This is a genomic window from Roseivivax sp. CAU 1761, assembly GCF_054482755.1.
This window is the reverse complement of record NZ_JBTLRM010000008.1, coordinates 133,550-147,381: the sequence shown is the minus strand read 5'-3', so window position 1 is coordinate 147,381 and position 13,832 is coordinate 133,550. Positions and strand designations below refer to the sequence as shown.

The 13,832-nt window shown below is 59.0% G+C and carries 8 protein-coding genes; 4 read left to right on the top strand and 4 right to left on the bottom strand.

Annotated features, from left to right (window positions below):
- Positions 1–137: 137 nt before the first annotated feature.
- Positions 138–1,406, bottom strand: coding sequence for a phospholipase D-like domain-containing protein (locus ACXYMW_RS07680; protein ID WP_459034720.1), 1,269 nt, complete (start codon positions 1,404–1,406; stop codon positions 138–140).
- A gap of 125 nt (positions 1,407–1,531) precedes the next feature.
- A complete protein-coding gene (locus ACXYMW_RS07675; protein WP_459034719.1) occupies positions 1,532–1,948 on the bottom strand; it encodes a hypothetical protein in 417 nt (138 codons plus the stop codon).
- Between the two features lie 312 nt (positions 1,949–2,260).
- Between ACXYMW_RS07675 and ACXYMW_RS07670 the strand changes: the two genes are divergently transcribed.
- The 4 genes from ACXYMW_RS07670 to ACXYMW_RS07655 all read left to right on the top strand — a co-directional run bounded on the left by ACXYMW_RS07670 (position 2,261) and on the right by ACXYMW_RS07655 (position 10,776).
- A complete protein-coding gene (locus ACXYMW_RS07670) occupies positions 2,261–3,733 on the top strand; it encodes a toll/interleukin-1 receptor domain-containing protein (RefSeq protein ID WP_459034718.1) in 1,473 nt (490 codons plus the stop codon).
- Positions 3,717–5,255, top strand: a complete 1,539-nt coding sequence (locus ACXYMW_RS07665) for an argonaute/piwi family protein (RefSeq protein ID WP_459034717.1) — start codon at positions 3,717–3,719, stop codon at positions 5,253–5,255. The genes ACXYMW_RS07670 and ACXYMW_RS07665 overlap by 17 nt, the downstream gene beginning before the upstream one ends.
- 203 nt (positions 5,256–5,458) lie before the next feature.
- Positions 5,459–5,908, top strand: coding sequence for a hypothetical protein (locus tag ACXYMW_RS07660; protein WP_459034716.1), 450 nt, complete (start codon positions 5,459–5,461; stop codon positions 5,906–5,908).
- Positions 5,909–5,934: 26 nt separating this feature from the next.
- Positions 5,935–10,776, top strand: coding sequence for a calcium-binding protein (locus ACXYMW_RS07655; protein ID WP_459034715.1), 4,842 nt, complete (start codon positions 5,935–5,937; stop codon positions 10,774–10,776).
- Between the two features lie 787 nt (positions 10,777–11,563).
- On the opposite strand, the gene ACXYMW_RS07650 is transcribed toward ACXYMW_RS07655, so the two are convergent.
- Together ACXYMW_RS07650 and ACXYMW_RS07645 are read right to left on the bottom strand one after the other, a co-directional pair.
- Positions 11,564–13,087 (bottom strand): malonate--CoA ligase, encoded by a 1,524-nt coding sequence (locus ACXYMW_RS07650; RefSeq protein WP_459034714.1) that lies wholly within the window; start codon positions 13,085–13,087, stop codon positions 11,564–11,566.
- Positions 13,088–13,117: 30 nt separating this feature from the next.
- Positions 13,118–13,816, bottom strand: coding sequence for a GntR family transcriptional regulator (locus tag ACXYMW_RS07645; protein ID WP_459034713.1), 699 nt, complete (start codon positions 13,814–13,816; stop codon positions 13,118–13,120).
- Positions 13,817–13,832: the final 16 nt, after the last annotated feature.

Sequence of the window (13,832 nt, the reverse complement as noted above, 5' to 3'; positions counted from 1 at the left end):
ATGGGCGATCCGCTCCGCGCGCCGAAAACGCTGCGCGGATCGCCCATTGCACCACCGGCGCACCCGCGCCAATCTGACCGCCGGGCTCCGGCTTCGGGTGGATGAAGAATGGGGGTCACAGCAGTCCCTGCCATCGCTCAAGCTCCCTTCACATCGAATCCAAGAAAGCGCAGGGCCTTGGCCATGCGACCGTTCATGGGCGGGCACTCATCGGGTTTAATCGTGCCGTAGAGTTCAAGCGCGCAGAACTTGGCGAAGAGCTTCACCTTCCTCGAGGGGTCATATAGTACGTCGTGCAAGCGCTGGATGAAATCGCCTGACCCGTAAAGCAGATAAGTAAGCGTTTCTCTCACGTGGGCGACGTCGTCATTATTTTGCTTCCAGAATTCCGTCGGGAGATTCGGTAGCCCCCCTTTGACAAAGCGCATCTGCTCGGTGAAGGCGTGTAGGGACATGAGGCCCTCGGTGAGCAGTTCCTTATCCGCCCCTTCGAGCGCCTCGCGCGTCCCGAAGGTCTCTCTGACCGTGTGCAGCCAGGCGACGTAATCTTCCGGTACCTTGTTGTCAGCGGCCTCGACCCACTCGCGGGCAAAGCTTTCGATTGTGTGTTGTCGTTCGGCAGGGCCGCGTAGCGGTGCGGACTTCCACGCCTCGTCGCCGATGACGTGGGTCAGCCGTACATAGTTCAGGAAGCGGTTGGTCTCGTTCTCGATACCCACGTCCTGAAGATCGATACGCCGGAAGTCTCCGTCCCGTAGGATGGTAGTTACTTCACTGAAAGCCGGGCGGTATTGCTCGTAGACCTCCTGCCGCAGTGTTTCGAGAAAAACGCGCTCGCCCGACTTCTTGCGGCTGGCTACATCGATGTTGTGCGGCTGGGCCTTGCCCAGGGCGGCTTCGATCTCCTTCTCGGCATTGGGCTGTCTGCGCCGGAGTTCCTTCCAGGTCTTCTCGAACTCATCGAGCTTTTCGCGCGTCAGGACTTGCCCGGCATCCCAGAGCTCGACGAAGAGCGCTCGTACGTCTTCGAGGTCGTCAGGGTCCTCATCGCGGTCAAGCCGGATTACGGCTTCGCGGTTCGCCTGCATACCGCCATCTGTGAGATTGGCGGAGCCGAGAAGAGCGGCGTTTTCGAAGATGAAGATTTTAGCGTGGAAACGGCTGGTCAGGTAGCGGATCGCAATCCCGGGGACTTCGTGAATCTTGCGAAGCGCTTGAGGGCTGGTGGCCTCGTTGAGACCAATCAGCAGTTGCACGGTCTTGCCCTTCCGCGTGGCTTCGAGGAGTGGGTCCGCCTGGGTGAAATACGGCGCTGCAAGATGCATGTGCTGCGAGCCATCGATCAAATGGGTAAAAGGATTGATGACGAAAACTTTCTGCGGCCCGTTGGAATACAGTCTGCTCATATGCTCCTCTCCGGCGTAACGGTTTCATGCCGGAACGCTTTTTTGCAATCATAACATGCGAATAGGGGCTTGTCGCCTGACCGGGTTCGATGAACTATTTTCGATACAATCGACTATGCCGAAACTCAGGCGCGCAGGGCGGCGATGGATTTGATCGTGCCGTCGCTGTCCTGGAACTTCCAGTTTCCGTTCCAGACATTCTCGTTGCCTGCGGCGATGGAGGCGTTGAGCCGGTTCAGCGTGTCATAGGTCTGGCCTGTATCGGTGCGGCGCCACAGGCCGTTCTCGGCCACAGCGCTGAACTGCTTGCGCTTGTAGGTCCGGAAGATCGTGAAGCCGGGCGGGAAGGTGACGTTGTTGCGCCGGTCGATAAAGCCTTCGCTGATGTCGTTCGTTTGGGTGTGCGCTTGCGTGCCGGTGTCGGGGGCGGGTTGGCACTCCAAGATGCGGCGCAGAATGGCATCTTCGGTCTCTTCGCCCTCCTGGCGGTGGCTCCAGATGGCGGCGAACACATCTGTCGAAACGGGTATCGTGCGGTTCATGATCTATCTCCTTTGCTCTTGTGAGTAGTAAATAGCAAATAGTGCTGCTATGAGCCAAGCGTAGAATTCTTGAGGGGGTGGGTGCGTCCGTCCGCCTTCGCCGCTGGCTACGGCGTGACGGAGCGGGCTCTCGTGAACCGAGCCGCGCCATAGCCTTTGGCGACGGCGGGTCTCGGCCCTCCGGCTTCGATCCCTCGCACGGACATGCCCTCGTATGGTGCGGGTGGGCGAGATAGGGTGGTTATGCACAAGAACCTGCGTCGCCAGCATCGCGCTATACAAAATGTTGTCGGATTGTTCTATAATCACGGCATGACCGAGATTCTCTCTTCCGATACGGCCGCCCGATCGACCGATGCCCCAGATGAGTCCGCCCGCGCTGTGACGCGGCGCGTTCTGTTCCTCAGTCACGCAACGCCCGAAGACAGCACCTTCGCGAAATGGCTCGCGAGTCAGCTCGCTATCGCCGGCTACGAGGTCTGGTGTGATGTCACAGCATTGCTTGGCGGGGAACGGTTCTGGGACGATATCGAGGAAGCGATCGATCAGGCGACGTTCCGGTTTCTGTTCGTCTCGACTCTGGAGGCGAACCGGAAGCCGGGGACGCTCCGGGAGCTCGCTCTGGCCGAAAAGGCTCGCGTGAAGCACGGGCTCGGCGATTTTATTGTGCCGCTCAAGATCGATGCGTTCCCGTTCGGAAGCATGCATGAGAGCGTGCGCGATCTGAATGTGATGCGGTTCGATTTCGGGTGGGCCGAAGGGCTGCGGCGGCTGCTCGCGCTGCTCGAGCGCGAAGCTGCCCCGAAATCTCCCGTCACGAATGCCAGCACGGTTATGGACTGGTATACGCGCTCGATCGAGTGCGACCGGAAGCCCGTGCGGGCCAATGACAGCTATCTCTCGAACTGGTTCAGGCTAAGCTTGCCGAAGCGGCTCTATGCGCATCGCTATCGCGGGCCGGCGGACACGCTGTTCAAGGTGGCTGCTTCATTCCCGCATCCATACCGCGTTGTCGGTCAGCGGCTTCTGACCTTCGCGCCGGAGCATGAAGTGGTGATGGCGCTCGGTGACGGCTGGGCGAGCGACGAGCTCGCCGTGCTCGATACGCGCTCCTTTGTCTCGGATGGCGCGCCGGCGCTCGATATCGCGTCGTTCGATGCTTCGAATATGGTCAGCGATCTGGTCCGGCAGGCCTGGGAAGCGGAGATGACACGGCGCGAGCTCTGTGCGTTTCCTCTGGCGAGCGGGCTTGTGGCCCGGTTCTTTGCGAACGGGCATCTCGAGAAGAACAAGGCGCATTTTACGCCGGATCGCGGGCGGCGGACTTATAGGCAACTCGTCGGAAACAAGACGCGCAAGATTGCCGGCGGCGAGAAGGTCCCGGACGGGTATTGGCATTTTGGGTTGTCGGCGTCGCCGCAGCTGGCGCCATTCCCGCGGATCGTGCTCCGGTACCATGTGATCTTCAGCGATGACGGGAAGACGCCCTGGGACAAGGCCGAGCGTATGCACAAGGCCCGGCGCGGCGTCTGCAAGCAATGGTGGAATGCCGCCTGTCGCGACCGGTTACTCGCCTTCTGTGCGCAGTTCGGGGACGAGGCGAACAAGCTCACGATCGGGACGGGTGGTGATCCGCTCGTCGTGTCGATGAAGCCCGAGCGCTTCATCAGTCCCGTGACCTACTTCGAGGACGGTCAGGCGGGGCTCGACGAGACCGGAGAAATCGAGCTCGTCGAGGACGATGCCGGCCAAGACGGGGAGGGTGGCGATGGCAGCGCGTCGTAAACGCTCGGTCAAGACGAACCGCAAATTGCTGCCGATCAGGGAGCCGCGGCTCCTCTTTGCCCATGACCAGAAGCTCGACGACCCCAAGGACGGCCTACTGCTGTTCGGTCCGCCGAAAGACCATCCCGCCATCGAATACGGGGTGATCGGCACGCCGGAAGGCATTGCGCAGTTCAAGGCTTGGGCCGGCAAGATCGCGGGTGCAATCGAGGCCGACCCGAAGGTCGGGAGCTCGGTGATGTTTCCGGGCTTCGAGACCGTCTTCCGGACCGAATGGAGGACCGAGCCCCGTGTCGCGCTGCCGCTCGATGCCGCCGAACTCGACCGCACGATCCGCAACACGGATGCGCATCAGCGTGTCTATGACACGGTCGATCTATTCGCGGGGCGTATCCGGCGGTGGGTCGAGGAGGAAGACGCCAAGGTCGCGCTCTGGTTCGTGGTGGTACCGGAAGAGCTCTGGAAGCTGTGCCGGCCGAACCAGACGATTTCCAAGGCGGCGGGGGTGACCGGGGATACGGCGCTCTCGCATCGTAAGGCGATGCGGCTCTGGGACAGTCCCGACCTTTTCGATGACATCAACGAGGCCGCCGAAAAGCACCGCTTCGAGAACCATTTCCACAACCAGCTCAAGGCCCGGCTTCTCGGTTGTGAAGCCGTCACGCAAATCGTTCGCCAAACAACCATCGCGCCCGGGGAACACCTCAACAGCATCGGCAAGCCGATCCGCAACGTGCAGGACGATGCGACGATCGCCTGGAACCTCTCGACGGCGATCTATTACAAATCCGGCGCAAAGCCGTGGACCCTGGCCGATATCCGCGAAGGGGTCTGCTATATCGGTCTCGTCTTCAAGCGCACGAACAGCCCCCGGGACGAGTACGAGGCCTGCTGCGGCGCTCAGATGTTCCTGCATACCGGCGAGGGGATCGTCTTCAAAGGATCGGTGGGCTCATGGGCATCCGACAGGCCGGGTGAATTCCACCTCCCGAAAGATCAGGCCGCCGATATCGTCAGGCGCTGTGTGGACAGCTACCGGAACTGGCACGGTGAAGCGCCGAAGGAGCTGTTCATCCACGGGCGGACGAACTTCAACCGCGAAGAGATCGAGGGCTTCCGGGAAGGCGCGCCCGAAGGCACGAAAGTCAGCGGCATACAGATCAAGCGGCCGAACGACCTGAAACTCTTCCGCGAAGAAGGCAAGCGGGGTGTCATGCGCGGGCTCTCCCTCAAGGTCGATCACCGCAACGCGTTCCTATGGAGCTCCGGGTATGTTCCGAAGCTCAAGACCTATCCAGGACGCGAGATACCGACGCCGCTCAAGGTGAAGATCGTATTCGGCGACACGCCGATCGAGCAGGTGCTTGAGGATATTCTTTCTCTGACGAAGCTCAATTTTAACACCTGCATCTATAGTGACGGATATCCCGTGACGCTTCGCTTTGCGGACGATGTCGGCGAGATATTGACGGCAATTCCCGAAGTCAGCTCCAAGCCGCTGCCGTTTCGGCATTATATATAAAGATATATTGCGTGGTGCATACGGTCGCAGTCATAAACTTGCGTCTCCGCAAGATACGTTCACGCCAGTACACAGGGTACCTCAGAAAAAAAGATATAGTGAAAAATTCGCCCCCATGTGGACTGAATTCCACAAATTAATTGACCCAATTTCCCGTCTGATTACAATTAACCTCGAACTTATTAATCACAATTTTATTCGGGGTGGGGATGAAGAAATATCCTGTATTGTTAGCCATGCTTTTTGCTTTATTCACAATGGCGCCATTGCATCTTGCACAAGGCGGTCAAGCGGAATCGCGAAATAACGCCCAAGGGGAGTTCATAGATATATTTCATGACTCACAGGGCCGAAACGTTACGCCGGCAGCCACTCAATATATAGAAGCATGCTGCAGGGAAATGGATGTGGCGATTAAGCTTTTGAAAGATAATGGATTCGATGTGCGCGAAGAATACGAATCTGATCGAGTGAGGGAGTTAAGCCAACACTGGAAAACAGAGAGCAAACCATATAGCAAGTTTATCTTTGGAGATCGTGGAGCTGGCTGGTGGCGCGTGTGGAGGCTTTTCACCGTTTACAAAGTTGTTTTATTCATACGGAACGGGAAGGTTGAGCGCGTATATGCTGAGGTAGATACCACTTACCCATAAATAAATTTTTTGAAAGGGAGAGCAATATGACAGAGACAATTGAAGTTAGATACAAAGAGCTGGCAGTGGGAATATATCACAAATACATTGTATATACAGATAGTAATGGTGATGAGTGGTACGCTAGAGGTGGTCCGTCAGTTGGATACGCTGCGACGACAACAGGTCAAGCGGAAAATTCCATCCTTCGCCCAATGGGAAAAATAATTACCGATTATGGGCAGAATGACGCCCAGTATAATCCGGACTTCGACGAAGAGGATGATGATCCGAGCGAAGTAATTAAGTCTGGCGCTGATCTTTCAGCCGATTTTCAGGCTATCATGGACGCAATGGATGACATGGAGAATGAAAATCATACATACAATCCTGCCGGCTACGCTGGAAGAAATAGTAATTCCGTAGTAGACACGGCGCTATCCCGAGCGGGCCTTTCTAAACCTACTCTCGACGATCGCGGCGAATACTTGTCACCTGCTAGTGGATATATTCTTCCGCAAACCACTCAATCAACACCCACAGGAGTTCGCGTTAATTCAGACTTTGTGGGGGATGTGGAGTCTCAATTTTCAGGCGCGAAAGCTAACTCTTCACCTTTGGTGCTTGATCTTTCAGGAAACGGCGCGATTGACCTGATATCCTTGTCGAACAGTGTTGCGTACTGGGATAATAACCAAAACGGATTTCGTTCGCTTTCGGGCTGGGTTGACTCACTCGATGGCCTTTTGGCTATCGATTTAAATGAAGATGGTGTTATTAATGATAATGGTGAGCTGTTTGGGACTGAGACGACGGATGGCTTCACGATATTGAACGCGTACGACTCTAACGGCGATCTGAAAATAGACGCGCAAGACTCTGTATGGGACGGATTAATTGTTTGGCAAGATGTCAATGAGGATGGTTTTTCCGACTCTGCCGAACTGCATGGCGTCGCTGACTTTGATATCGTCAGCTTTGACCTTGATGCAACGGAAGTTAGTCAAACCAATCAGGGTCACGTAGTAACGCACACCAGTACGTTTACAATTGACGACGGCATCAACCCACAAGAAACTCGGGCAATCCATGATGTTTGGTTTAGCTATGATACGATAAATACCGTTTATAATCAGGAGTTTACGTACATCGAGGCTGCATTTTATCTTCCCATCGTGCGCGGCTACGGAACGATGCCTGATCTTTCGATATCAATTTCTCTGGACGATACAGGAACAAACAATCTTTTAGATCAAGTCGTAAGTTTGTATGCGACCTCATTCTCTGACCTTTTTGATGCCACAACAAACGTTTACGAAGATGTGCGCGATATCATGTTCCGATGGGCTGGGGTTGATGGCGTCTCGTCCGGAGCGCGTGGGCCATACGTGGACGGGCGCGAGCTCGGCTTCCTTGAGAAGATGATGGGGCAGGACTTCCTGCAACGCGGCATCCACAGCAACCCACTTTCGTATGCCGGTCTTGATCTGCAGGAAGGCTTCGAGATTGCCCACAACAACATCTATGCGCGCCTGCTGGCGCAGAGCGCGGGGGGAGAGCTGTTCACAGGCGATTTCTACTACGACATCGCTGGTGACGACTTCTCCGGTATTACGGGGCTGGATAGCACGAAGCTTGCCAGCCTTGAGACGGAAGCGACTGCTCTTTCCACGACTGCCGAGAAGGAAGTGTTCTGGGGCAATGTTGTCCGTATGATCGAATTCTCCGTGGGGACGACGAACCTGCCAGGAGCCGACCAGACGGCGCTTGATGACGCAATCACTGACAGCGACGCGAGCCTCGATCTGGCGGGCATCCTGACAAGCCTTGAGTTCGACGATAACGCTGGCTCGCTCTTCAACGGCGACAGTAGCGACAACACGATCAACGGCGGCGCGGCGAATGACGACATCGACGGCAATGACGGCAACGATACGCTGAACGGCCTTGGCGGTGAGGATGACATTAATGGCGGTGCCGGTGATGATATCCTGACCGGTGGTACGGGCGGTGACTATCTACGCGGCTGGCAGGGCAACGGCGAGTATCACTATGACCTTCGCGATGGCATCGATACGATCCGCGAGACCAGCGTCGGCACGGGCAATGACGGTGATGAGATCGTCTTCGGTTCGGGCATCGACAGCGGTGACCTGACGTTCACGCGCGCTGGTGGTTCCGACCTCGTCATCGACATCGATACAGGAGCCCAGACCGGCAAGATCGTTATCGAAGACCAGTTCAACTACGCTGCCGGTGGCGGCCATGTTGAACAGATCACCTTTGATGACCTCAGCACTTACGATCTCGATGGCCAGAACTGGACAAGTTACGGCACGTCTGGTGCTGACACGCTCTACGGTGTGCGGGATGGCTCTGGTGGTTTGCCTGATGATACGATCTATGGCGGAGCCGGAAACGACACGATTTACGGCGGTGCGCCGAATGAGAGCGGCTATGGCAACGATACGCTCTATGGCGAGGCCGGTGACGACGAAATTTACGGCGGCCTTGGGACCGATGTTATTTATGGCGGCGCCGACGATGACGAAATCTATGGCGGTTATGGCGATGACGAATTGCACGCAGGTTCCGGAAATGACTACATGCATGGTGGTCCTAATGGTGTTGATAGCTACTACTATACGAGCGGCCATCTGACCCTAAGCGGTGATACGAGCGATACGATTTACCTCGATGCCGCGTGGGACACCGTGACGCCGGACTATTTCAAGATCGACAGTGATTTGCAGATTGTCTTCGATCTGGACAACACCATCACCGTTGACGGTATGTTCAGCACGACACCGATCCATGACATGATCTATGACGACACGACATCCGTTGATTTGAGCGGCGTGACCTACTTCACGCAGGGCACGAGCGGGAATGACACATTATCCGGATCAACGGGGTCTGACGTTCTTTATGGTTTCGGCGGCAACGACGAAATCCACGGTGGCGGCAGCTACGGCTACGGCAATGATACGATGTATGGCGGCACCGGTGATGACGAACTGAATGGCGGTTATGATAACGACTATCTCGATGGCGGAGCTGGCGATGACGACATTACGGGCGGCGCCGGTAACGACACGATTTTCTATGTCAGCGGTCATGACCTTGTCTATGATTACACGGGCACAGATGTTCTGGAGATCGACGAAAGCTGGGATTATGGCGATTTGACCATTGGTCGTCATGTCAGCGATCTTTATGACCTACGCATCGATTTCGGCACCGGTTCGGTCAACAGTGTGACGATCACCGACATGTTCTATTACGGTCGTCAGGTCGATACTCTGCGGATGAATGACGGCACCGGCGATATCAATCTTCTCGCCTTCGACTACACCACCTATGGCGATGCCGGAGCCAACACTTTGAGTGGTGTTACGAGCGGCTATATCAATAGCGGGGATACCAACGATATGATTTACGGCTATGGCGGAAATGATGATATCGACGCCTATGACGGAAACGATACCCTGTATGGCGGCGATGGCGACGACAACCTGAATGGTGGCGCCGGTAGCGATTATCTCGAAGGTAATGCCGGTGACGATTATTTGTGGGGTGAAGGTGGCGATGATCTCTATCTGTACGAGAGCGGCGATGACTATATTCAGGATCGCTATGCTGGTACGGATATTGTCGAGCTGGACAGTTCTTGGGCGTATGGCGATATCACTATCGGGCGCTACACCACAGACCTTAGCGACTATGTGATTTCGTGTGCGGGAACGGCGACCGACAGCATAACGCTCGAAAACATGTTCTACAGCAACTATCAGGTTGAAACCCTGCGCCTGAACGACGGGACCGGTGACATCAATCTGATGACCATGCCGATTACCAGTCACGGAACGGCCGGCGCGAACACCATCAACGGTGTCTCGAACAGCTATTTCGAAGGTGGCGACCCTGTCGATATCATCTATGGCTATGGCGGTGCCGATACGCTGAGCGGTCTGGACGGTAACGATATCATCTATGGTGGCGAGGGTAACGATGCCATCTACGGCGGATACGATGATGATCTGCTCTATGGCGGTGCCGGTGATGATAGTGCTGCCGGTAATGATGGCAGCGATACGATTGTCTACGAAAGCGGAATTGACACCTATTATAACAGCTACGGTCACGATGATGTCGACACGGTCTGGATCAAAAATGGCGTTGTGATCGATGATATCGTGAGCATTGCCGATTACGGTTCGTATGAAACGAAGATCACGCTGAACGCTTCCGTCGATGAAATCATCCTCGATAGCCACCGGTACAGCTATTCCTACTGGTTCAATGTTCTGAAATTCGATGACGGCTTCGAGACGGACCAGCTTCCGGACTATGCAAGCTGGATGTGGGGCACGACCGGCAACGATGTGTCGGCCGGTAATGCCAATGACAACGTGATCATCGGCGATGATGGCAACGACGATATCGATGCCGGAGCGGGCGCGGATGACGTTCATGGTGGCTCAGGCACCGATGACATCCATGGCGATGGCGGCGATGACTTCCTGCATGGCGGGGCCGGTGACGATACGCTCTATGGTGATGGCGGTCTCGATACGCTCTGGGGCGGTGATGGCAGTGATACCTTCACCTTCGACAGCACCAACGCCTATACAGAGACGGACGTGATCGCGGACTTTGACAGCGCGAATGATGCTATCGACATCTCCGACCTGCTCACCGCCTATGATCCGATGACCGATGCCCTGAGCGACTTCGTCGAGATCACCGACAACGGCACGGACAGCACACTCTCCGTTGATGCCGATGGCGGCGCGGACAGCTTCGCAGCCGTTGCCAGCATCCTCGGCGTAACCGGCCTGACAGACGAAGCCGCACTGGAAACCAGCGGCGCGCTGATCACGAGCTAGAAGGGGCGTTCGCTTTTACCGGCTGTGTTGCTGACGGACTGATGCCGTACGTTGCGAACGGCAAACGAAGACCAAAGCGCCCTCCCGCAACCAGCTTTATTTGCCCGTCGGAGTTCTCTTCGGCGGGCAAATCATGTCCAAGGCCGGTCCCCGCAACCAAATCCAACAACCCAGCGCCGCAGCCCAAAAGGCCCGCGGCGCTTTTTTGTGCCCACAACCCCACCCCGCCAAGGCGGCCCGAGCCAGCCCACGCCCGCCCGCCTGAACATGCACCGTTGCGCGCAGGATCAGCCCGCGCAGCAGATCGGGCGCACGCGTTTGAACCTCCGGGTCCGGCAGGCTCTCTCTGAGGGGGTCCCCAATTCCCGGACAGGTTTGCGGCGCTGCTAAGCTTGCCTGTTGATCATGCCGCCGCCTTCAGAGCCGCGTTGCCTTAGAACCGCAAACGGGCTCTCCGTCAAAACCTTAGGAAAGACGGGTTTCAGGTGAGCCCCGCCAAAGCGGCCAGAGCCGACCCATCCACGCCGGGAAGGCAGCAGGCCGGGGAGGTTGCTGAAGGGCGGGCGACATCTTTTTGAAAGGCAGGTGACGTCTTGTCCGGGGGCTGGCTTCACGACCGTGAGCGCGCTGGTTGGGGGCCTGGGCAAGTGATGGCCGGCGGGGCGCGTGTTCTGACCCGGGTTTCGCTTCGGGCGGTGTCGTTCGCGACTCTCGGCGTTGCGGGCGCGCGGCGCCCCGGGGCGCGGCGACGGAGATTGCCGGGGTTGCCGAGCAAGGCCGCCGGGGGTCAGCCGGGGGCCGGCTGGAAGACCTCCGCGTAGGTCCGGCGCAGCTCGTTCTTCTGCACCTTGCCCATGGTGTTGCGCGGCAGCGCCTCGACGATCTCGAAGCGGCGCGGGCGCTTGAAGCCGGCGAGGTCGCGGCGCGTCCGGGCCTCGATCGCGGCGAGATCGAGCGTGGCGCCGGGCTCGGGCACCAGGACCGCCACGACGCTTTCGCCGAAATCGGGATGCGGCGCGCCGATCACGGCGCTTTCGGAGATCCCGGGCTGGTCGTCAAGGAACAGCTCGATCTCCTTCGGGTAGATGTTGTAGCCGCCCGAGATGATCAGGTCCTTGCCGCGTCCGACGATGTGGACATAGCCGTCCTCGTCGATCCGGGCGAGGTCGCCGGTGATGAAGAAGCCGTCGGGCAGAAGCTCCTCGCGGGTCTTCTCGGGCATCTGCCAGTAGCCCTTGAAGACGTTCGGCCCGCGCACGTGCAGCACGCCGATCTCGCCCTGCGGCAGCTCCGCGCCACTCTCGGCGTCGCAGATGCGGATCTCGACGCCCGGCAGCGGAAAGCCCACGGTGCCGGCGCGGCGCTCGCCGTCATAGGGGTTCGAGGTGTTCATCGAGGTCTCGGTCATGCCGTAGCGCTCGAGGATGCGGTGCCCGGTGCGGGCCTCGAACCGCTCATGCGTCTCGGCCAGGAGCGGCGCCGAGCCCGACACGAAGAGCCGCATGTGGGCGACGAGGTCGCGGGTGAAGCGCGCGTCGTCGAGCAGCCTTGTGTAGAAGGTCGGCACGCCCATCATCGCGGTGGCGCGGGGCAGGGCGGCGATCACCGCGTCGGCGTCGAACTTCGGCAGGAAGATCATCGCGCCGCCCGAGAGCAGCGCCACGTTGGTGGCCACGAACAGCCCGTGGGCGTGGAAGATCGGCAGCGCGTGCAGCAGCACGTCGTCGGCGGTGAAGCGCCAGGCCTCGATCAGCGCGCGCGCGTTCGACAGGAGGTTGCCCTGGGTCAGCATGGCGCCCTTGGAACGCCCGGTGGTCCCGGAGGTGTAGAGGAAGGCGGCGAGGTCGTCCTCGCGGCGCTCGACGGCGGCGAAATCGTCCGGCTGCGCCGCGGCGGCCTCGGCGAAGCTGCCCCGTCCGTCGCCCCCGAGGGTCTGCAGCGCGCAGCCATGCGCCGCGGCGATCGGCTCCATCTCGGCGACCTCGCCCGGGTCGCAGACGAACAGCGCCGCGCCGCTGTTGCCGACGAAGTAGTCGAGTTCCGCCGGGGTGTAGGCGGTGTTGAGCGGCAGGAAGACCACCCCCGCCTTCACGCAGGCGGCGTAAAGCGCCAGCGCCTCGGGCGATTTCTGCACGTGCACGGCGACGCGGTCGCCGGCCGCGACGCCCGCCGCGGCGAGCGCGTTGGCCATCCGCGCGGCGGTCGCGAGGAAGGCGCGCCGGCTGATCGTACTGCCGTCGCCCAGATGCAGGAAGGGGGTGTCGCTGTCCTCGTGCGGTGCGAACAGGGCGTCGTAGAGGGGGTTTGCCATCGTGTCTTCGGTTCCTTGGCGGGGGCGGGCCTAACCGGCGCTGGCGGCGCCGCGCTCGATCATGGTGACGTAGCGGGCCATGCCCGAGGTGATGTGGTTGTTCGCCGATTGGCGCGCCGCCTCCGGGTCGCCCGCGGCGACGGCGGCGGTGATCGCCTCGTGCTCCTCGATCGAGCGGACGATGTTCGAGGCGATCGACAGCCCGCGGCGGCGGAACAGGTGCATCTCGCGCACGAGGTTGTCGTAGATGGTCTTGGCCTTGGCGTTGCCGGCGCCCTCCATCAGCATGTCGTGGAAGGCGATGTTGAGCTCGTAATAGGCCGCCGGGTGATCCTGCCCCTCGACCCGGCGCATCTGCGCGAGATTGTCCTCGAGCCGCGCCACCAGCGTCGGCTCGGCGCCCTCGGCAACGCGCCGGGCCGCGGCGGCGCAGGCCATGGCGAAGATCGCGCCGCGCAGGTCGTAAAGGTTTCGGACCTCTTCCAGCGTGACCTCGTGCACGAAGGCGCCGCGGTTGGCGAAGAGGTCGATCAGGCCGGTATCGACGAGCGAGCGGATGGCCTCGCGCACGGTGCCGCGGCTCACGCCCATGGCGTCGGACAGCCGAAGCTCGTTGAGTTTCTCGCCCGCCGCGAGTTCGCCCTCGACGATCATGCGCTCGATCTCCGAGCGGACCTCGACGGCGAGCGTCGCCCGCCGGCTGCCGATGTTGCGCGCGCTGCTTTCCATACCGTGTCTTCCCACC

What these genes read in the sequence shown, in the direction of transcription:
- ACXYMW_RS07665 (WP_459034717.1), top strand. Translation starts at nt 3,717, where the DNA reads ATGGCAGCGCGTCGTAAACGCTCGGTCAAGACGAACCGCAAATTGCTG.
- ACXYMW_RS07655 (WP_459034715.1), top strand. Translation starts at nt 5,935, where the DNA reads ATGACAGAGACAATTGAAGTTAGATACAAAGAGCTGGCAGTGGGAATA.
- ACXYMW_RS07670 (WP_459034718.1), top strand. Translation starts at nt 2,261, where the DNA reads ATGACCGAGATTCTCTCTTCCGATACGGCCGCCCGATCGACCGATGCC.
- ACXYMW_RS07680 (WP_459034720.1), bottom strand. Translation starts at nt 1,406, where the DNA reads ATGAGCAGACTGTATTCCAACGGGCCGCAGAAAGTTTTCGTCATCAAT.
- ACXYMW_RS07650 (WP_459034714.1), bottom strand. Translation starts at nt 13,087, where the DNA reads ATGGCAAACCCCCTCTACGACGCCCTGTTCGCACCGCACGAGGACAGC.
- ACXYMW_RS07645 (WP_459034713.1), bottom strand. Translation starts at nt 13,816, where the DNA reads ATGGAAAGCAGCGCGCGCAACATCGGCAGCCGGCGGGCGACGCTCGCC.
- ACXYMW_RS07675 (WP_459034719.1), bottom strand. Translation starts at nt 1,948, where the DNA reads ATGAACCGCACGATACCCGTTTCGACAGATGTGTTCGCCGCCATCTGG.